13 protein-coding genes are annotated in these 20782 nt (G+C 41.4%); 12 read left to right on the top strand and 1 reads right to left on the bottom strand.

What is annotated here, in order from left to right; genetic code table 11:
- Positions 1-55: 55 nt before the first annotated feature.
- Positions 56-844, bottom strand: a complete 789-nt coding sequence (locus CBG49_RS06310) for a tetratricopeptide repeat protein (RefSeq protein WP_009412500.1) — start codon at positions 842-844, stop codon at positions 56-58.
- Positions 845-971: 127 nt separating this feature from the next.
- Between CBG49_RS06310 and CBG49_RS06305 the strand changes: the two genes are divergently transcribed.
- The 12 genes from CBG49_RS06305 to CBG49_RS06250 all read left to right on the top strand — a co-directional run bounded on the left by CBG49_RS06305 (position 972) and on the right by CBG49_RS06250 (position 20373).
- The gene (locus tag CBG49_RS06305) at positions 972-2312 is read left to right on the top strand and encodes an anthranilate synthase component I family protein (RefSeq protein ID WP_088593828.1); all 1341 of its coding nucleotides are present in this window, start codon (positions 972-974) and stop codon (positions 2310-2312) included.
- A 27-nt stretch (positions 2313-2339) separates the two neighbouring features.
- Complete coding sequence (gene trpD, locus CBG49_RS06300) at positions 2340-3968, top strand: anthranilate phosphoribosyltransferase (RefSeq protein ID WP_088593827.1); 1629 nt, start codon at positions 2340-2342, stop codon at positions 3966-3968.
- 20 nt (positions 3969-3988) lie between these two features.
- Complete coding sequence (locus CBG49_RS06295; protein WP_088593826.1) at positions 3989-4717, top strand: indole-3-glycerol phosphate synthase TrpC; 729 nt, start codon at positions 3989-3991, stop codon at positions 4715-4717.
- Between the two features lie 54 nt (positions 4718-4771).
- On the top strand, positions 4772-5404 hold the full coding sequence (locus CBG49_RS06290; RefSeq protein ID WP_088593825.1) for a hypothetical protein: 633 nt from the start codon (positions 4772-4774) through the stop codon (positions 5402-5404).
- Between the two features lie 3 nt (positions 5405-5407).
- The gene (locus CBG49_RS06285; RefSeq protein ID WP_088593824.1) at positions 5408-6019 is read left to right on the top strand and encodes a phosphoribosylanthranilate isomerase; all 612 of its coding nucleotides are present in this window, start codon (positions 5408-5410) and stop codon (positions 6017-6019) included.
- An 11-nt stretch (positions 6020-6030) separates the two neighbouring features.
- Positions 6031-7215, top strand: coding sequence for a tryptophan synthase subunit beta (gene trpB / locus CBG49_RS06280; protein ID WP_088593823.1), 1185 nt, complete (start codon positions 6031-6033; stop codon positions 7213-7215).
- Positions 7205-7969 carry a tryptophan synthase subunit alpha gene (gene trpA / locus CBG49_RS06275; protein WP_088593822.1) on the top strand — a complete coding sequence of 255 codons (765 nt, stop codon included), beginning with the start codon at positions 7205-7207 and terminating at the stop codon, positions 7967-7969. Before trpB ends, trpA begins: the two co-directional genes overlap by 11 nt.
- A 219-nt stretch (positions 7970-8188) precedes the next feature.
- A complete protein-coding gene (locus CBG49_RS06270; protein WP_088593821.1) occupies positions 8189-11254 on the top strand; it encodes a SusC/RagA family TonB-linked outer membrane protein in 3066 nt (1021 codons plus the stop codon).
- A 12-nt stretch (positions 11255-11266) separates the two neighbouring features.
- The gene (locus CBG49_RS06265; protein WP_088593820.1) at positions 11267-13072 is read left to right on the top strand and encodes a RagB/SusD family nutrient uptake outer membrane protein; all 1806 of its coding nucleotides are present in this window, start codon (positions 11267-11269) and stop codon (positions 13070-13072) included.
- A 1-nt stretch (position 13073) separates the two neighbouring features.
- Positions 13074-14162 carry a DUF5017 domain-containing protein gene (locus CBG49_RS06260; protein WP_088593819.1) on the top strand — a complete coding sequence of 363 codons (1089 nt, stop codon included), beginning with the start codon at positions 13074-13076 and terminating at the stop codon, positions 14160-14162.
- 105 nt (positions 14163-14267) lie between these two features.
- Positions 14268-18398, top strand: a complete 4131-nt coding sequence (locus CBG49_RS06255; RefSeq protein ID WP_088593818.1) for a hybrid sensor histidine kinase/response regulator transcription factor — start codon at positions 14268-14270, stop codon at positions 18396-18398.
- 391 nt (positions 18399-18789) lie between these two features.
- Positions 18790-20373 (top strand): glycoside hydrolase family 31 protein, encoded by a 1584-nt coding sequence (locus CBG49_RS06250; protein ID WP_088593817.1) that lies wholly within the window; start codon positions 18790-18792, stop codon positions 20371-20373.
- Positions 20374-20782: the final 409 nt, after the last annotated feature.

Raw genomic sequence — 20782 nt, 5'->3', positions numbered from 1 at the left:
GATAAGAGATAAGAGGTAAGAATGTTCATCTTCTGCCTTTTATTCTTATCTTGTTTTATTGACTGATTTTTCCGATAAGGATATCGATAGTGCGAGCTTCTTCTGAAGTAGGGAATTCATCTTTGATGCGCTCGTAGTATTTGAGAGCATCGTCTTTTTTACCTTGTAGAGAAGCTACGATACCTGCTTTTTTGAGGTATATAGGAGTTACAAAATCGTTGTTGCTATGTTCAAAGGCTTTGATGTAGTATTTGAGAGCCTCGGCATTATTTTTTTGTTGAAGGTAAGCATCACCTATATTTCCATAGGCTAAAGCACCGAAAATATCGTCATCAGAATTAAATTCTTTGAGGTGATTGATGGCATTGTTGTAGTCACGCAAACGCATATAAGCCATACCCATACCATACTCGGCGAGGTTAGCTGCTTTGGTACCACTATAGTTTTGAGCGATTTGCTTGAAGCCATATTTACCTTTACCACCTTCGATAGAAACTTTGAAGAGAGAATCTTTGGCTTTAGCATCGGTAGCTTGCATAGCTTCATCAAAGAATTGTTGAGCGAAGAAGAATTCGTTAGCAGCTTTCTTTTCGTTAGGAGCTTTCACAAATTGTTGGTATAACAAATAACCTAAGCCCAATACGGCTACAGCTATGAGGGCTCCGATAATAATTTTCTGATTGCGTTTCACCCAATCTTCAGTACGAGTAGCGCCTGCATCAAGGGCATCGAATACCTCGGCAGTAGTACTTTCTTGGTGCAATCGAGTTTCTTGAGCGTCGTCGAGTTGCTCGTTATCTCTATGTCTATTAGGTCGATTGTTGTTCTTTTTGTAAGTTGCCATATATAATTTTCAATTAAAGTTCGGCAAAAGTACGACAATTATTTGAATTGACAAATTTTTTTTCTAATTTACTTATTTGTGAATCTGCTAATTATTTTATACCTTTGCCACTCCAAAGTAATTTTATATGCTTACTAAAGAACCATTACATTATTTTTCTACTATACGCAAACATTTCAGAAACTCTTACTTAGCTGAAGACATTCATCAGATTATCATTGGGATAGATTGCGATTACTTCGATGCCTACAGTCATAATTACGCTTCTTTGCAAGCCTATTACCAGCAACAAACACCCATCGCACCCTTTGCGGGACTTTTTGGGGTATTAGGTTATGAATCAATCCATTTTTTTGAAAATATTCCCACACAAGAGCAAGCTCAATACGAGTTTCCCACCTTTGTATTTGCGAATGCGAAAGCCTATTTGCATTATTCCAAAGTGAACAAAGTGTACTCTTTTTACGGCGATGAAGTATTATACTTCAACTTTTTGGAAGCAGCCAATGAAGAAACTTCTACTTCTATAAAATCAATTTCAGCTGAAAAACCTTTTTATCACATCAATACCGACCTGAATGAGGAGCAAATACACTTCTACAAGATTGTTGAAAAAGCTAAGGAATACCTACGTGCTGGCGATATTTTTCAAGTGGTATTGAGCGAACAACTCTGTTTGGAAAGCAACCTTAACTCTTTAGAATTTTATAAACTACTTAGTACAGCCAATCCCTCTCCTTATATGTTTTTCTTCCCTACTCCTTATGGAGAGGTGGTGGGGTCAAGTCCTGAAATATTAGTAGAAATCAACTCGGAAACTATGTATATAGCACCTATCGCTGGTACACGCCCGCGTGGTAAAGATGCTAACGATGATGCTCGTTTGGCACAAGAACTTCTCGCCGATCCTAAAGAGTGTTCTGAGCACCGAATGCTGGTTGATTTAGCACGCAACGATATAGGGCGTTTTGCCGAGAAAGGTACTGTGCAGGTGAAGAATATGATGCACATTAAGCAGTTAGAGCACGTGATGCACATAGTAACCGATGTGTATGGTCGCAAGCGCAAAGAGGTGTCGCTTTTTGAGGTGATTGGAGCAGTATTCCCTGCAGGTACGCTGAGTGGAGCGCCTAAAATACGCGCTATGGAAATTATTGCTGAGCTGGAACAATACCGCCGTAATATGTATGGAGGAGGTATTGGTTTTTTACACTTCAACGGCAACGTACAGCTCGCTATTGTGATACGCAGTGCTTTTTTTGAAAAACCTGCTTTTCAGGATTCTGAACGCACCCGCGTATTTATACAAGCCGGAGCAGGAGTTGTTTATGATTCTATACCTGAAAAAGAATATGCTGAAATACAACACAAAAGAGCTTCAGTAGTGAAAGTGTTTGAGAAGAATTGTAATCCTCACCCCCAAGCCCTCTTTCAAGGAGAGGGGGCAATCCGCAAAAAAGGACTATAACTAATGACTAAAACCTAACAACTAAAAATGATTTTACTAATAGATAATTACGATTCATTTGTTTTTAATGTAGCACAATACCTCGGCGAACTCACTGATGAAGAAGTGCGTACTGTGCGCAATGACCAACTCACTCTTACCGAGATACGCGCTCTAAAGCCCTCACGTATAGTGCTTTCACCAGGACCTAAACACCCTAAGGACAGTGGGATTTGTTTGGAAATACTAAAAGAAATTACCGATATTCCTATTTTAGGTATCTGTTTAGGACATCAGGCGTTTGGATTGGTACACGGTGCCACTGTAAAACGATTAGAAATACCTTTGCACGGCAAGACTTCTGTGCTTACCGTTAGCAAACCACAATCGGTATTGTTTAAAGGCTTGCCACAGCAGTTTAACGTGATGCGCTACCACTCGCTATATGTAGATAAAGACACCTTGCCACAAGAACTCATCATAACTGCACTCTCGGACGATGGGGTGATTATGGCATTACAACACAAAACAAAACCTATTCACAGTATCCAATTTCACCCTGAATCGTTTTTTACTGAATACGGCAAAAATATCCTCAAGAACTTTTTGATAGGGACACAAACTGCTCAAAGCGTTCAAAATACTGAAGAAAAAGCAAAAGTCTACGCCAATGAAGTGTTCAAAGCAGCTTTGAAGAAACTGCAAGAGAATCAGCCGTTAGGCGATAGCGATTTCAAACAGATATGTGCGGTATTGCACAGCAAGCAGTACGACATTGTACAATTAGGCGCGCTTTTGGTGCTTATCAGCGAAAAGAGTTTATATCCAGAATCACTTACTGCTTTCGTGCGCAACATCTTGGCATATAGCACCACCTTTGCCGACCCAAGACCTATGATAGACCTCTGTGGTACAGGAGGCGACGGACTCAAAACTATTAACATTTCTACCACGGTAGCCTTTATAGTAGCTGCCTTAGGGGTGAAAGTAGCCAAACACGGCAACAGGTCGGTTACAAGCCAAAGTGGCAGTACTGATGTGTTAGGAGAGCTTGGTATTGCGATGGAAAGCAACTTGATGAAGCAATTAGATAGCTTGGAGAAAAACGGATTAGCATTCTTCCACGCGCCTTTCTTCCATAACTTAGTAGGCGAAGTACGTGAAGTGCGACAACGTTTGGGTATCCGCACGGTGTTTAACGTATTAGGCCCTCTGTTACACCCCAATACAAAACTAAAATACCAATTAGTAGGTTTATATCACGAGCCCGTGATGCGCCTCTATGCCGAAACACTACAGCTTTTAGGACGCGAACACGCTTTAGTAGTACGTGGCAATGATGGTTTAGATGAAATAAGTATTTGTGATGAGACGAAGATTGTAGAGGTAAAAGGTAAGCAAATATTAGAGTATACCATAGCACCTGAAATGTTTGGTTTTAAGCGTGCTTTTCACGCTGATATACAGGGTGGTACGCCTACTGAAAACGCTGAGATACTACGTCGCACTCTCAAAGGTGAAGAACGCGGTGCTAAGGCTGATATCGTGGTACTCAACGCAATGTTTGCCCTCTATACCGCCAATGTAGTAAAACACCCCGCTGAAGCTAAACCTCTTATTGAAGAAGCGTTAAGGAGTGGAAAAGTATGGCAATTAGTTAGCAAATTAGTCAATTAGCAAATTAACAAATTTCATTTATGGATATTCTTTCAAAAATCAAAGAACAACGCGAAATTCAATTACATCGTGAAATAGAAGAATGGGCGCGCCCTTATTTAACGCAGGCTATAGAACAACCTGGCATTAGCATTATCGGTGAAATCAAACGTGCTTCTCCCTCTAAAGGACAAATAGCGACAGAAGATTTCGACCTTCTAAAGCAAGCCCAACACTACGCAAATAACCGCGTAGCTGCCTTTTCTATCCTTACCGAAGAAGCTTACTTTAAGGGAGATAACGCTTTTATTCCCACTGTAGCCAAAGCTTTTCCTACAATGCCTATCCTCCGCAAGGATTTTATCTATACTCCTTTTCAGGTATTCCACGCCAAGAGCTTAGGAGCTTCGGCAATTTTGCTGATTGTACGTATGCTTACTGATGATGAGTTGATGTTCTTGCATCTGTTAGCACATTCTTTGGATTTAGAAGTATTAGTAGAAGTTCACAATGAAAAAGAACTACAACGCGCTTTACAAGTGCCTGATTTAGAACTTTTAGGCATCAATAATCGCAATCTCAATACTTTTGAGGTATCGCTGAAAACAACAGAGCAACTACTCAAAGCAATTCCCAAAAGCCAACGAGAAGAACTATTGATAGTAAGCGAAAGTGGCTATCACAGTAAAGAAGATATTGTATATGCCGAAAACTTAGGCATAGATGCCCTTTTAATAGGAGAAGCACTGATGAAAGGAGAGATTTTTTAATGACGAGGAACGAATGACGAGGGACAAATGAAAAGTAAATAAATCACTGAACTTATGAATAAAATTATTGATAGAACCTTATTTTTTAGATGGGGTGAGAGTTCTACTTGTTTAGAAATATCTGGTGATGTGTTTTTCTTTGATACTGAGGGAAATTTGCGCGGCATAAACCTCCTTTTGCAACACAATGTAGGGAGTGTTATACTACCTGTTTTACCTTCCTTTCTGTTAGAAGAAAAACCTACTACGCTCACCACTCTTTCGCGTGAGGATTTCAGCTTTGAAGTAGACGACTACACCCATACCCGTGCGTACTTATGTGATAATAATCTTGTATTTAGCTACACCAATTGCAATAAAATATTAGACTTGGTAACCCTAAAAGTTACTGAAAATCTTTATTTCATTCTCAACGAAGAAAAGATTTTGCAATACATTGTAGTAACCGATGTATCAAGTATACCTTTTGCTGGGATGCCTTATTATAGCGCTCCTCTCTACCTAAAAGAAAAAGAAGTGAGAGAGTTATATTTTTTAACTTATACTTTAGCTTCTGACGATGTAGTGCAGTATGTGAGTATTTTAGAAAAAATACAAAAAAATGATTATTACGACGGGCAACTCGAAAGAGTAGCTAATGATTTAGTGAATGATTTAGATGAATGGCTTACTATAATAGCAGAATAACCAATGACCACTCAACTAAAAATATGCGGAATTCGCTCTCTTAGTGAAATCCAAGAACTGAAAGATTTGCCTATTGATTACTTCGGCTGTATCTTTGCGCCTAAAAGTCCGCGTTATGTGAGCGTGGATTTAGCAAAAGATATAGTTACTGAAATACACTCAGTTGGCAAAGTGGCAGTAGGGGTGTTTGTGAATACCCCTATACACGAACTGCAACAAATTCAGCAACAAACAAACATTGATATACTGCAACTACACGGCAATGAAAGTGTTGAAGATTGTAGCACCTTACACAATGCAGGCTACACTCTTTGGAAAGCCTTTTCAGTATACGATACTTTACCTGATATTACTCCCTATCAGCCTTATATTCAATATCCTTTATTTGATACCAAAGGCATTGCCGAAGGTGGTAATGGCACTCGATTTAACTGGGAAATACTTAAAGACCTATCGCCTTACTCTTATATTTTAGCAGGAGGTCTTGAGGTAGATAATGTACAAGAAGCCTTGTGTTATCGCCCTGCAATATTAGATGTGAACAGCAAAGTAGAGTGCAACCACCGCAAAAATCGCTCACTTGTGGAAAAAATAATTAGTAAATTAGCAGATTAGAAAATTAACAAATGAATACAAAATCTTATTTCGGTAAATTTGGAGGGCAATACGTGCCCGAAACTGCTATGTTCGCCTTGAACGAATTAGAATCCGAATACCTTAAAGCCAAAGCCGACCCTACCTTTCAAGAAGAACTAAACGACCTACTCAAAAACTATGTAGGTCGTCCTACCCCCCTTTATCACGCCAAAAACTTAAGTGCGCACTACGGTCAGCAGATTTACCTGAAACGCGAAGACCTCAACCATACTGGAGCTCATAAGATTAACAATGCTCTGGGGCAAGTATTGCTTGCCAAACGTATGGGTAAGAAAAAAGTGATTGCCGAAACTGGTGCAGGACAACACGGGGTGGCAACCGCTACTGCAGCGGCTCTCTTAGGATTGGAATGCGATGTGTATATGGGTGCAGTAGATATGGAGCGCCAAAAGCTAAATGTTTTCCGTATGGAACTCTTGGGCGCACACGTAGTAGCCATTCACGACGGACTTAAAACGCTTAAAGAGGCGACTACCGCCGCTATCCAATCGTGGGTAGCTGAGATTGAAACAGTGTTCTACGTGATAGGCTCGGCAGTAGGTCCTCACCCCTACCCTTCAATGGTAAAAGATTTTCAATCGATTATAGGTACAGAATGCCGTGAGCAACTTAATACTTTAGGCTTACACGCCGATCACGTAATTGCTTGCGTAGGTGGTGGTAGCAACGCTATTGGCATCTTTTCAGGATTTTTAGATGATGATACTACACACCTCTACGGAGTAGAAGCAGGTGGTTACGGCATTGATACCGATATGCACGCTGCTACCCTCACTTTAGGCAAAGAGGGTATTATTCACGGAATGAAAACTTATGTTTTACAAGATAAGTACGGACAAATAAGTCCGGTGCATTCTATTTCGGCTGGGCTTGATTACCCTGGGGTAGGCCCTCAGCACGCCCATCTCTTTGAAAGTGGTAAAGCTACATATATACCTATCACCGATGCGGAGGCTATGGATGCTCTTGTACGCACCACTCGCTTTGAAGGAATTATCCCTGCCATTGAAAGTGCTCACGCTTTGGCGTATTTAGAAAAATTATGCCCCTCCTTGCCTGCTAATCAAACCATAGTAGTAAATGTATCGGGTAGAGGTGATAAAGATATGCACACTGTTTTTTCAGTATTAAAAGGAGAAAAAGATGAAATATAAAACTATAACAGATGTTTTTGCCGAAAAGAAAAACGTTAATATCGGCTATATAGTAGCAGGCTACCCCTCTACTCAATTTACAAAAGAATTTCTCACGAAGTTAGACGACTCGGCTATTGATATTTTGGAAATAGGCATTCCCTATTCCGACCCCTTAGCCGATGGTAAACACATTGCTGAAGCTTCATTTGCTGCCTCACAAGCAGGGGTTACTACCGATGTAGTGTTTGATCTTCTTAATTCAGTAAAAGAAAAAATACATAAGCCCTTAGTGTTTTTAGTGTATTACAATCTCGTTTTTGCTTATGGAGTAGAAGCCTTTGTAAAGCGAAGTGCTGAAGTAGGTATCAAAGGTATGATTATCCCCGATTTGCCTTATGAAGAAGCCACCGAAGTAGCACAACTGCTAAACGCTCATAACATTGCTTTTATTCCTTTGGTGAGTGTAACTTCTGGCGACCGCATTGCTAAAATCGCTTCTTTAGCTAAAGGTGGTTTTGTATATGCTGTGGGGTCTTTAGGAGTAACGGGTAGCAAGCAGGTTGATTTAGGTAGATTGGAACAGTTCATTACCGACATCAAGCAACATACCACCCTACCTGTAGCGTTAGGATTTGGCATCAAAACGAATAACGATGTACAAACGATGCGCCATTATGCCGATGGAGTAATTGTAGGTACGAGCATCGTCATTCTCACCCAAAACAATGATGTGGTAAAAACTATGAAAGAAATTGAAGAACTATTTAAGTAACATTTGGGTAACAAATAACAAGTAACTTTGTTAGAGTCTAATGACTTTAACAAAGTTTTTTTATGATTAATCATTAACGACTGCTTTCCTAACTTACTGATTACTTACGTTTTCATAAGAAAAACAAACTTTAGTAAAGAAAAACGTACAATAGGTAAAGAGTACTTTGTTAATCAATTCTTAATTTTGTCCCAAAGAAAAAACTTTAAATTTTATATAATGAAAAGCATCATTAGCATTTGTATTTTGCTGTTCAGTATCCCAATGCTGGCGCAAAAAGTAACTATTACGGGGGTAGTTACCGATGAAAACAAACAACCCCTCCCTGGTGCAAGCGTTGCCGTAGAGCACGCGCATTCAGGTACGGCTACTGATTTTGAAGGGCGTTTCTCCCTAAGTGTAGCTCCTACCGATAAAATAGTAGTGAGCTTTATGGGCTATCGCTCCAAAACCATAGCCGTAGGTAAAACACGTACTTTCAATGTATCTCTCGAACCTGAGGTCACTCAGATTGATGAAGTAGTGCTTGTAGGGTACGGTACACAGCGCAAAAGCGATATCTCTACGGCAGTAGCTTCGGTGAAGATGGCAGATATCGCCCAAAGCAGTCCATCGCAGGTATTGCAAGCGTTGCAAGGTAAAGTGAGTGGGGTGCAAATCATCTCTTCCGATGGTTCTGCTTCCAGCGGACTCACATTTAGAATTCGCGGGGTGAACTCCATCACAGGAGGTACGCAACCGCTCTTTGTAATCGACGGGGTGCCTATGCCTACCCAAAGGGTAACCAATACCAATGAAGATGTGGCTACCAATCCGCTACTCAGTTTAAACCCTAACGATATCGAATCGATGGAAATCCTCAAAGATGCCGCAGCAGCAGCTATCTACGGATCTAACGGTTCTAATGGGGTAGTGCTTATCACCACCAAAAAAGGTAAGGAACTCGCTAAACCTAAATTTAACTTCAGTTATGCAAGTTCTATTGAAATGATGCCTAATATCCCTTTGAAGGTGCTCAGTGCTGAAGATTATGCTCACAAAATGCTCGATTATGGCACTTGGGGCAATCAACCTCAAATAGACTTTTGGCAACGAATGATTGCCGAAAAAGGCTGGAATCACCCTGCCGTAAAAGATTGGCTGAAAGAAGTTACCCAAACAGGTACCAAAAACGAAGCTAACGGTAGTATCACGGGGGGTACCGACCAAACCCGCTATATGCTTTCAGTGGGCTATCTGAACCAAGAAGGACTTATCAAGCGTTCTGCTTTCAATCGCTTTACTTCACGTCTCAACCTCTCTCAGAAGATTAACGATAAGATGAATGCAGGTATCAACCTCTCTTATGCCGTTTCTAAGGATAAAAATCCCGTAAGCGATTGGTCTCAAAATGGAGTGGTTCTCAAAGCTTTGCAAACTTCTCCTTTCTTAGACTACCCTGGCTTTGGTACCCTAATGAGTTATCCTAATATTCGTACGATGAGCCCTAAGGTAGCGGTAGACCAAGTGGATATCAATACCAAATACAACGAGCTCAACGCCAATGTATACCTCAGCTATCAACTGCTTAAAGATTTGACTTTTAACACCAGTGCTTCTTACCGTTTACACACTATTGGTCAAGACCGTTTTTGGGGACCTGACACTTGGTTCGGACAGTCAGAACGCGGACGTATGGAACTCTCTCATCGCAATGAGAACAGCTGGGTATATGAAGCCCGTTTGCAATACTCTAAGAGCATCAATAAGCACTATTTTTCTATAATGGGTGCTTTTGAAGCCAATAAGTATTGGACAGATTATACTTACAATAAGTCTACCAACTTCGAGGATACCAAACAAGGTATTTGGGGTATCAACCAAGGGTTAGTAACCTATGCGCCTTTGTACACTTATGATGGTAACCAATTGGTATCGTACATCAGTAGGGCTACTTATAGTTATAACAACAAGTATGTGCTTAATGCTTCTTTACGTGCCGATGGTTCTTCTAAATTTGGTAAGAACAACAAATACGGTTATTTCCCTGCTATTTCTTTGGCTTGGAATGCTCACGAAGAAGACTTTATCAAGAAAATAGAAGCTATCTCCAATTTGCGTTTGCGCGGTAGTTTTGGTATGACAGGTAACAATCAAATCCCATCTTACCAATCTTTAGCGCAACTCGCTAAAAACAAAGTAGTATTAGATGGTAACAAAGTGGAAATTGGTCGTTATACCAGCAATATTGCTAACGACAATCTTAAATGGGAGAGCCAAAAGCAATACAATATCGGTTTAGATTTGTCCTTCCTCAAAAACCGTTACACCCTTTCTACTGAATTGTATTACAAACGCATAGACGATATGCTTTTGGAAGTGAATATCCCTTCTACTTCGGGATTCCAAAAAGCGTGGAAGAATGCAGGTTCAATGGAAAACAAAGGTCTCGAAGTGAGCTTCAATGCACAATGGTTGCGTGAAGGCGATTTCAAATGGACAACCGATTTCAATATTTCTTTCTACCGAAACAAAATCCTTTCATTAGACGAAGGTCAGTATCAACAATTTTACGACCGAGGCATCAACTCCAAAATCAAAAGTGATGTGCTCTTGCGCGTAGGTATGCCGGTAGGTATCTACTACGGTTATGTAGCCGATGGTGTATTCCACAACCAAAACGAAGTGGATAACGCTCAGCCAGGGCCTAACGTCGCTTTAGGAGGTTTGCGTGTGAAAGACATCAACCACGATGGTGTAATCGATACTAACGACCGTGTGCCTGTAGCCGATGTAAACCCATTGCACACAGGTGGTATAGGCAACACTTTCTCATATAAAGGTTGGGAATTGTACGCTTTCTTGCGTTGGTCGTATGGCAACGATGTAGTAAACGGAAATGCTTACTACCTCACAGGCACTAAGAATATCGACAATATCACACAAAGCGTTTATAACAACGTGTGGTCGGAAGCACACCCTGACCGTAACTTTCCGCTCTTTGGAGGTGGTTTTTGGGCTGAAAACGCTTTCCGTAGCGACTTGGTAGAAGATGGTTCATTCTTGCGTTTGCAAACCGTGAGTCTCAGCTACAATTTGCCTAAAGAAGTATTAGAACCTTATAAACTCAACAAATTGCGCATAGGGGTAACAGGTACTAACCTCGCTCTTTGGACACGTTATTCAGGGTTTGACCCCGAAGCCAATACGGGCTATGGAACTATTGCCCGCTTAGCCCCAGGTCTCGATATGAGTCCGTACCCACGACCTACATCGGTTTTATTCTCAGTAGAAGTTGGTTTTTAAAAGATATAGATTATGAAATTACATATTACCACCATTATAGCAATAGGGGCAAGCCTCGGATTGAGCAGTTGTGCTAAGTTCTTAGAAGAAGACCCCAAGAGCACCCTTACGTCTCAATTTTTCTATCAAAATGAATTGGATGCTCGCCAAGCGATGAACGGTACTTACCGTTACCTCACCGATGTGTACATCACAGGACACGGCACCAAACAAATTAGTACCGACCTTGCCAAACGCGCTGATTGGGACGAGGGGCAAGGCTTGCGTAACTATAAGTTTGGGCCTGACAACGATTATATCACCCAAATGTGGCAACAACACTATGCTGCCATTAAGAACTGCAACTCGGTAATCGATAATGTAACCGAACACCAAGATCGTATCAATAACTGGGAACGCTATGTAGCCGAAGCTCGTGGTGTGCGCGCTTACTTGTACTTCGATTTGGTGCGTTGGTTTGGCGATGTGCCTTTGGTATTAAAAGAAACCGAATCGCTCGACGACCTCAAAGTGCCTCGCACCCCTCAAAAGCAGGTGTTTGAGCAAATTATTGCCGATTTTACTTACTCGATGGCTCACGTAGCCGAAAAAGACGATAGAAGCAATGGTTATCAATACGGGCGTATTACCAAAGATGCTTGTCGCGGGTTCTTAGCTAAAGTACACTTGTGGCTCGCTTCAGTAGCACAACGCGACGAACGTGAAGTGCTTGGTTCGGCTACTGAAAACTACACCAAAGCAATGAACTATGCCAAAGAGGTCATACAAGGCGGTCGCTACCAATTAGTAGAATACTATCCTGATGTATTCAACGCTAAAACCAAAATAAGCGAAGCTCCAAAAGAAGTTATTTGGTGCGTACAAGGTCTTACAGGCGACGATACCGGTACCCTCACAGGAATGCTTTACGGAATGAGAGGGAATGAGAACTTAGGAGGTTCGTGGGATAACATCTCCAGCTCCGATTACCACCGTATGATTTATGAACCCTCCGACTCTATTCGCCGATTGTGGAACTGCCCACGTGTGCAAGTGCTCGACAATGGTAAGTTATGGGGTTGGGATTATAAAATCTATTGGGATACACGTGTAGACCAACCTCTTAGTAATGCTACCGAAAACAATAGCTGGGTGATGTGGAGTATCGGTAAGTTCCGCCGTTTTCCATTAGCTGATGTCTCTTCGTATAACTACAAAAACTTTGGTATGGATGAGCCGTTACTTCGCTTTGCCGATGTACTCCTCATCTATGCAGAAGCTTATAATGAGATAAATCACTCACCAGGTGCTTATACACCCTCATCTTCTTTAGCAATGAATGGCTCCAACGTGAACAGTGCTTACGATGCGGTGAATTTAGTGCGCAAACGTGCTCGTATCTCTAACAAAGCAGGCGGACGTGTGGTGCACCGCGATGTATTGCCTCGTGATTTGGATAAAACCCATATCAACGATGTAAATACTGTAGTACCCGATTGGAAACCCTCCTCTTATGGTTATGACTATGCAGGTACTGCTATGTGGACAGCTAAACATTACAGCGATGATTATACCGCTTTCCGTACTGAAATCTTAAACGAACGCGCACGCGAGCTTGTAGGAGAAGTTACCGACCGCTGGTGCGACCTCGTACGCCGTGGTATTTTGGTACAAGCCTTTCAAAACTGGCGTATTTATAATCCGTTTATCAGTGGAGAAGAACGTCGTATTCCACCTCCTCTTACTCCTGAAAATGTCCGCCCTTATCACCAATTGTTACCTATTCCGCTTAGCGAATTGGACACAAATAAAAATTTAACTCAAAATCCTGGATACTAAAATGAAAACACATATATTACTCATTAGCAGTTTGCTACTCACGGCTTTGGGTGCTTGTACTAAGAACAAACCTGAAGACGTAGACCTATCGGTAACTGCCGATAAAACCCAAGTAAGGGTAGGCGATCCCGTAACTTTTACTATTCATCATAATGTAAATGCTTTGGCTATTTACACCGGTGATGAAGGACACGATTACCTAAAGAGCGCTGACAATATACTCAAAAACAAAAGCTCTCAAGAGTTACAAAGTAAGATTTACCGCAATTACGATGCGAACATCATTCCTTACCGATTGAATTTTGACAAATCGGAAGTGGGCGCTAAGACCCCCTTTGAAGGAGGCGCTTTTGAGGTGAGTAGCAATTTAGCTTCTTCTGAAGTAGTTACTGATGCCTCTACAGGTAAAAAAGTGCTAAAATTAGTTTCTGCTCATCCCGAATGGTGGAGTGAAACACTCATTTTCAACGTAAATACTAAGGTAGGTAATAATAAAACTCTTACCTTGCGTATGAAATTTGAAACTGATATCCAAAAGGACTTTACAAATAATACACCTCACCCAGAAGATAAGAATCTTCGTATAGTAACCAAAGTAGCTGGTATAGCTGAAGGCGAAACTCAAGTTACCTTTAGAGATGTAACAGTATGGGGCAGAGAATTACCTAATATTAGCACTTCTTATGCTGATTACAAAGTGAATATAGGTGAAATTATAGAAGCGTGGGAAAATTCAATGGGTAAAAAAATGGAAAAATTATCAAATATCCGCATTATCTTTCCTGCAAAAGACGGCTCTAATATAGCATATATTGGTAATATTTATTTAGAATCAGCGAGTTTTGCTTCTATTGATTATTTCCCATTCGATACAGGAAAAGGTATTACCATTACCGATGATTCTGGTGTGACCAAATACACTCATACGTATGACAAAGCAGGAACTTATGAGGTAGTGGTAGTGGGCAGTAGCAGTAGTTTTAAAAGCTATTCAAAAGATGGCTATAAAACTGATGTAGGAACTGTAAGTGCCAACGAGTACAAGTACAACACTGAATACCGGACTGTCAAAATTACGGTAACACCGTAAATAATTACGAATGACGAGTTACGAATGACAATTGTGTTAATTATTAATTGTTAATTGTCAATTGTTTAATATTTTTGTGTTCTAAATGAAAAATGAAACTGACAAATGAATAGAACGATAAAGCTCTTGCGAATCCTGTTGTTGTGGTATTTTCTTTCCTCTATTTTCTTAGGAGAAGGACTGTGGATGAAGCTTCAAGCGCAAGAAACTTTCCTTTTCCACCATCTCACACGCAATGAAGGTCTGTTACACGACAACGTTACTTGCATTGCTCAGGATTCGTTGGGCTTTATTTGGTTAGGTACTCATAGAGGGCTCAACCGTTTCGACGGCTATACCCTTGATGCCTACAAGTACGAGCAAGACCCTATCAACTCGGTGTACTACAACCGTGTGTACAGCTTGCAACCTATGGGGCGTTACCTTTGGGTAGCTACCGAAGCAGGGGTAGCTTGTTTTGATATTCGGCTGAAACAGTTTGTCAATTTCAAAATAGACGACCCCCTTGATTTGGCTTTCTATACCAAAGTAAAACTCTTACAAAAAGGCACAAACAATGAACTTTGGCTTTTGAGCGAAAACCAAATTAGGCGTGCTAAGGTAGTGTGGAATCAACGTGAGAAGGCACTTACGCTGAAAACATTGCCTATTGGCTCTGTCTCACAACTCACTACTTCGCAACTCAATCCGCAAATAGCAGTGAGTGAAAAAGGAGAAGTGTGGCTTTCGGGGTTCCCTTGGTTATCAGCTTACGTTCCTGACAAGGGCAGACTAAAAGCCCTACCTGAAAAGGTGAACAACATAGGTTCGGGTATCGTAAAGATGCTCTATGCCGATGGCTATTTGTGGGTGATTTACCGAGATAGCTTAGTGAAGTACGCCTGTAAGCCCGATAACACCTATACGATAGTCGCTAAAAAGGATTTTGACCTGAACAAACATTTGCTTTCTCTTACACTGAGCGGGCAATACGTGTGGGTAGTGAATGAAGAAAGTATCTTTCAGTTGGATAAAAACAGTCTTTCTCTGCTGAAAGAACACAGTCACTCGCCTTTGAATCCGTATTCCGCAAGCAATCATATCAACAGTGTGTTCTTAGACAAGGACAGCAATTTGTGGGTATCGGCTTGGTCTAATGGTGTATCGTACAGCAGTACGCGCGATGCGTTCTTCAAGACGGTATGGATAAAACCCCAGAGCAAAGTGGGTTCGGAGTTTGTAAGCACGATGCACTACGACCCCGATGGCTATGTGTATATAGGCAATAAGTTCGGCGGAGTGATTAGGTTTCACACCCAGAGTCAGCAGTTAGACGAGCACTATTGCAATGCTCCTGAGCTTTCGCCTAACGTTACGAGTATTCAGAGCGATAAAGCACACTTGTACGTATCGGTTCGCGAACGGGTATGGGTGATAGACAAGCAAAGCCGACGCATTATCGGTTCGTTTGCAACACAGTGCAACGATTATATATTTGATATCAAGCTCGATACCTTTCACCGTTTGTGGATTACTACCTATTCAGGATTGGAGTGCTTTGAAGAGCAAAAAGGACAATGGCAAAACGTCTACACCTTTACCGAAACAACACCTGAACCTCGTAGGTTATCTACTAACAAGCTCCACAAAATATATGTGGATAAAGCTAAGAACGAACTGGTGATAACCTCGGTAATGGGCTTAAACAGATTGCAACTCAATGCCAAAGGCGAGGTAGTGCGTGTGCTCAAATATGCTGCCGACGCTAAAACCCCGCACAGCCTGAGTAGTAATTATCTTTGGGCAATTGATAAAGACAAAGATACTTATTGGATAGGCACTATGGGTAGCGGACTCAACAAAGTGGTTCTCACTGATAACGCTAATGGCAAACTCACTTATACTGCCGAACATTACGGCATAGAAGAAGGGGCAACCTCTAACGATATTGAAAGTGTGGAAGTAGATGCTTTTGGCAATGTGTGGTGTGGAGGCTTTTACTTGAGTTTCTTTGATACAAAACTAAAACGTTTTGCGGCTTTCAGCAACAATGATGGCTTGCAAGGACACAGTTTCGGGACGGCTTCCTCTTGCAAAGATGCTGAGGGGAATCTGTACTTTGGGGGCTCACACGGCTTTAACTATTTCAAACCACAAGCGCAAATGTTTTCGTCAGCTCACCTAAGAGTACATTTTAGCAGGTTTGAAAACAACGGCAAGGTAGTCAATTCGTCTATAGAGTTTACCGATGCGCTTTCGATTGCGTACCCGAACAACGATTTTTCGGTGTACTTCACCACTTTGTCATACAATGCACCTCAGCGGTTGCGCTACCGTTATAAATTAGAGGATTACGACACTGATTGGCATTATATAGCCGTAAATGACCCTGCCCCACACGCCACTTACCAAAAGCTCCCTTATGGTACTTACAAACTATTAGTAGAGGTAGGCGATTGGCAACAATGGAGCGGAGCGCAGACCGAGCTTACAGTGGTATCCAAGCCTCCTTTTTGGCTTACGTGGTGGGCGTACACCCTATATGCACTTGCCCTTGCAGGCTTGCTGTACATAGGTTTCAGGTACTTTATGCGATGGACGCAAATGAAGCATACCATAGCTGTACAAGAGGAAAAAGAGCGACATAAAGAAGAGCTAATGCAGATGAAAATGCAGTTCTTTACAGACGTCTCACACGAGTTCCGTACACCACTTACCCTAATGAGCCACGCAGTAACTGAAATGGAAGAGGAAATGCCTTCCAATAAGTATGTGCATACCCTCAAACGCAATACGGGCAAACTCAGCAATATGGTGAACGAACTCCTTGAAATACACCGTATGGACGTGTATACACCTCAGCTAAAAGCCAATTACATTTCGGCAAACAGCTATGTGCAAGCCATTTACAACGAGTTTAAGGAGTGGGCAAGCCAAGTGGCTATAACGTTGCAATTAACACTACCTGAACAAGAAGTGAAGCTGTGGTTAGATGAGAAGTATTTTAGCAAGATACTTTCGAATATTCTTTCCAATGCTATTAGGTACTCCAATGCGGGAAGCACTATACGCTTATCGATTTCGGTAGAGAATTTGAGAGAGCTCACACCGCTCTACAAGAGCGCCTTTGAGAACACTGCGCATACCTTGCCAGGCAAACAGTTGGTGGTAAAAGTGCAAGATGAAGGCATAGGGTTGGAGAAGAATGCCTTATCCGAAATCTTTGAACGCTTCCACCGTGTAGAGGGACAAGGACAAAAAAGAGTAGGTTCGGGCATCGGGCTTTCTTTGGTAAAATCATTAGTTGAAGCGCATCGCGGTGGGATTATCATTAGCAGTAAGCCCAATGTAGGTACCGAAGTCATCATCACTTTTCCTATGGACGATAGTTACTTATTGCCCGAACAGAAGTTACAGGACAGTGCTTTTCAGCTGAAAGAATACTTATCGGACTATGCGGTTGAGTATGAACACATAGGCGAAGAAGAGGACGAAATGTTAAATTTGCCTCAAGAAGATAAACCTACCTTGCTTTTAGTAGACGACAATCACGAGGTACTGATGATACTCAAAAACATCTTTATCAAAGAGTACAACATCATTCTCGCCTCCGACGGCGAACAAGCGATTGAGAAGTGTAATCAGCATTTTCCTAATTTGGTCATATCGGATGTGATGATGCCTAAAATTGACGGATTTGAGCTTTGTGCTATCCTGAAAAAGAACCTGCAAACGTGCTTTATCCCTGTGATATTGCTCACGGCGAAATCGCAAATAGAGTCACAAATAGAAGGAATTGAGTTAGGAGCTGATGCCTACCTTACGAAACCTTTTGATGTGAAACTGCTCAAAACCAATGTGCGCAACTTGCTCAACAAGAGCAAACAACACGCTCCTATTGAGAATATCCGTCAGAAAGTGATTGATAAAAAACAACAAGAACAGTTAGACAAGCTCACTCATTTGGTTGTGACCAATATGCAAAATCCACATTTCTCGGTAGACAACCTCTGTCTTGAACTCGGTATGAACCGCACTAAGTTGTACAGCTTTGCCAAACAAGCTACCGAGCTTACCTTGGCAAACTACATTCGCAAAATACGCTTAGACAAAGCTGCCGAACTGCTTAAAACCACCGATAAACTCATCAGTGAAGTGTGCTACGAAGTAGGAATCGATAGTCCGTCGTATTTCACAAGAGCTTTTAAAGAACAATTTGGGGTATCACCCTCAGAATTTATTTTAGGTAAGAGGTAAAAGATAAAAACAGCAAGAACTCACAGCTAAGTATATGAGTAAAGCTAACGACTAATAATACAAATAAGTTTTAAGAAATAATCAATAATTAACGTCAGTTCAATATAACAGAATATTGATTTACAGTTTTATATCATAATATATTCACAAAATAATTCACCGCCAGGTGAAAATTCGTGAGATAATAAAAAAATAAAGACTTTTATACACTCCCAAATTCGTGAAAATTCGTGAAATTCGTGGGAGATTAAAAATATTTTACTGATTGTTAAGTAATTACTTACGTCAAACTCACGTTAATTAATTTTACAACACATTATCGCTTTTTCGGATTGTCCCCCTTCGGGGGTTCGGGGGCACCTGACACCTAACACCTAAAAACTAACGACTAATGAAAAGAATATTTGCTTTTATTACTTTGTGCAGTTCGCTATGGGCGAGCGCACAACAGCCCACTGAAATCACCCTACTACCCAATGAACAATGGTGGGGTGGCTTTACGGGCGTAGGCAAAGAGATGCCTTACCAACCATCGGAGCGTATTTACAACTTGCGCACCGAGAATTTTAACAACCAATCAGTGCCCTTTCTGTACTCTAATCAAGGGCGTTATATCGCTTCGGAAGCTCCTTTTGCTTACCAATTTAAAGACGGAAAGATACTTATCACTCCTTCACGGGCTGAGGTGGGTTGCCACACAGCAGGCTCTACCCTCAAAAGTGCCTATCAGGCAGTAAGTAAACAATATTTTCCGCCTTCAGGGGTAATCCCCCCCGAAGTGTTCTTTACCAAACCGCAATACAACACTTGGATAGAACTTATTTACAATCAGAACGAAAAAGACGTTTTAGCCTACGCCAAAGCCATTCTGGACAACGGAATGCCAACGGGAGTAATAATGATTGATGACAACTGGCAAAAAGACTATGGCGTATGGCAATTCCGCCCCGATAAGTTCCCTACACCTAAGGAAATGATAAACCAGCTCCACCAAATGGGCTTCAAAGTGATGGTATGGGTATGCCCATTTGTATCACCCGATAGCCAAGAGTACCGCTTTTTGCGCGACAAAGGCTATTTAGTGAAGAAAAAAGGAGCTGACACCCCTGCTATCCTCGATTGGTGGAATGGGCTCAGCGCTTGCTACGACCTCAGCAATCCCGAAGCCTTTGCTTACTTTGTGAATATGCTCAAAGACCTACAAAAAGAATACGGCATCGATGGATTTAAGTTTGATGCAGGTGACCCAGAGCGCTATTTGGCGGAAGATGTAGAGGTTTTCGACCAAAAATCTTACGATACTGAACAGACCTATCTCTGGGGTAAATTAGGTTTAGAATTCCCTTACAACGAGTTCCGCGCTTGCTGGAAATTAGGCGGACAGGCTTTGGTACAACGTTTGGGTGACAAGAGTTACTCTTGGGACGGTGTAGCCCGTTTAGTCCCCGATATGATAGCCGCAGGACTCAACGGTTATGCATTCGCCTGTCCCGATATGATAGGCGGAGGGGAATACGGCAGTTTCTTGAATGTAGACCCTACTAAGTTCAATCAGAAACTCATAGTGCGCTCTTGCCAAATACATTCGATGATGCCTATGATGCAATTTTCAGTAGCTCCTTGGCGTATTCTCTCGAAAGAAAATTTGGCTATCTGTATCAAATATGCCAAATGGCACGAACAATTAGGCGACTATATCATAGCCGAAGCTAAAAAATCGGCACAAACAGGAGAACCTATTGTGCGCAGTATGGAGTATGCTTTTCCTCATCAGGGTTTCGCTAATTGCAAAGACCAATATATGCTGGGCGATAAGTATTTAGTAGCCCCTGTAATGACCGAAAGCGATATTCGCACGGTAAAACTCCCTAAAGGCACTTGGCAAGACGAACAAGGCAAAAAGTACAAAGGAGGCAAAGCATACACCCTAAAAGTACCTTTGGAGCGATTGCCTTATTTTGTAAAGATTAAGTAATAAATTAACGTGAGTTCAATATAACAGAACATTGTTTTACAGCTTTGTAACATAATATATTCACAAAATAATTCACCGTCAGGTGAAAATTCGTGAGATAATAAAAAATAACGACTTTTATACACTCCCAATTTCGTGAAAATTCGTGTAATTCGTGGGAGATTAAAAATATTTTACTGATTGTCAAATAATTACTTAAGCCGAACTCACGTTAAATTATAATAGCAATCTGATAATCAATGGGGCTGTCCAAAAAATCTCAAAATCGCTTTTGTGTCGCTACACTTTGCCAAAGTTTCTTGCCCGTACGGCTCGTACCTTTGATAAGGTCTATAAATATGATAATCAATCACTTTTAGAGTATGTTGTGTAGGGGCGTTTTGCAAACGCCCCCTCTAGAAAAACTTTT

Source organism: Capnocytophaga endodontalis (genome assembly GCF_002209445.1).
Lineage (GTDB): Bacteria > Bacteroidota > Bacteroidia > Flavobacteriales > Flavobacteriaceae > Capnocytophaga > Capnocytophaga periodontitidis.
Note: the sequence above shows the minus strand (reverse complement) of the source record. Positions and strands in the feature narration are given on the sequence as shown.

Excerpts from the sequence above, each read along its gene's own strand:
- CBG49_RS06310 (WP_009412500.1), bottom strand. The coding sequence starts at position 844 with ATGGCAACTTACAAAAAGAACAACAATCGACCTAATAGACATAGAGAT.
- CBG49_RS06305 (WP_088593828.1), top strand. The coding sequence starts at position 972 with ATGCTTACTAAAGAACCATTACATTATTTTTCTACTATACGCAAACAT.
- trpD (WP_088593827.1), top strand. The coding sequence starts at position 2,340 with ATGATTTTACTAATAGATAATTACGATTCATTTGTTTTTAATGTAGCA.
- CBG49_RS06295 (WP_088593826.1), top strand. The coding sequence starts at position 3,989 with ATGGATATTCTTTCAAAAATCAAAGAACAACGCGAAATTCAATTACAT.
- CBG49_RS06290 (WP_088593825.1), top strand. The coding sequence starts at position 4,772 with ATGAATAAAATTATTGATAGAACCTTATTTTTTAGATGGGGTGAGAGT.
- CBG49_RS06285 (WP_088593824.1), top strand. The coding sequence starts at position 5,408 with ATGACCACTCAACTAAAAATATGCGGAATTCGCTCTCTTAGTGAAATC.
- trpB (WP_088593823.1), top strand. The coding sequence starts at position 6,031 with ATGAATACAAAATCTTATTTCGGTAAATTTGGAGGGCAATACGTGCCC.
- trpA (WP_088593822.1), top strand. The coding sequence starts at position 7,205 with ATGAAATATAAAACTATAACAGATGTTTTTGCCGAAAAGAAAAACGTT.
- CBG49_RS06270 (WP_088593821.1), top strand. The coding sequence starts at position 8,189 with ATGAAAAGCATCATTAGCATTTGTATTTTGCTGTTCAGTATCCCAATG.
- CBG49_RS06265 (WP_088593820.1), top strand. The coding sequence starts at position 11,267 with ATGAAATTACATATTACCACCATTATAGCAATAGGGGCAAGCCTCGGA.
- CBG49_RS06260 (WP_088593819.1), top strand. The coding sequence starts at position 13,074 with ATGAAAACACATATATTACTCATTAGCAGTTTGCTACTCACGGCTTTG.
- CBG49_RS06255 (WP_088593818.1), top strand. The coding sequence starts at position 14,268 with ATGAATAGAACGATAAAGCTCTTGCGAATCCTGTTGTTGTGGTATTTT.
- CBG49_RS06250 (WP_088593817.1), top strand. The coding sequence starts at position 18,790 with ATGAAAAGAATATTTGCTTTTATTACTTTGTGCAGTTCGCTATGGGCG.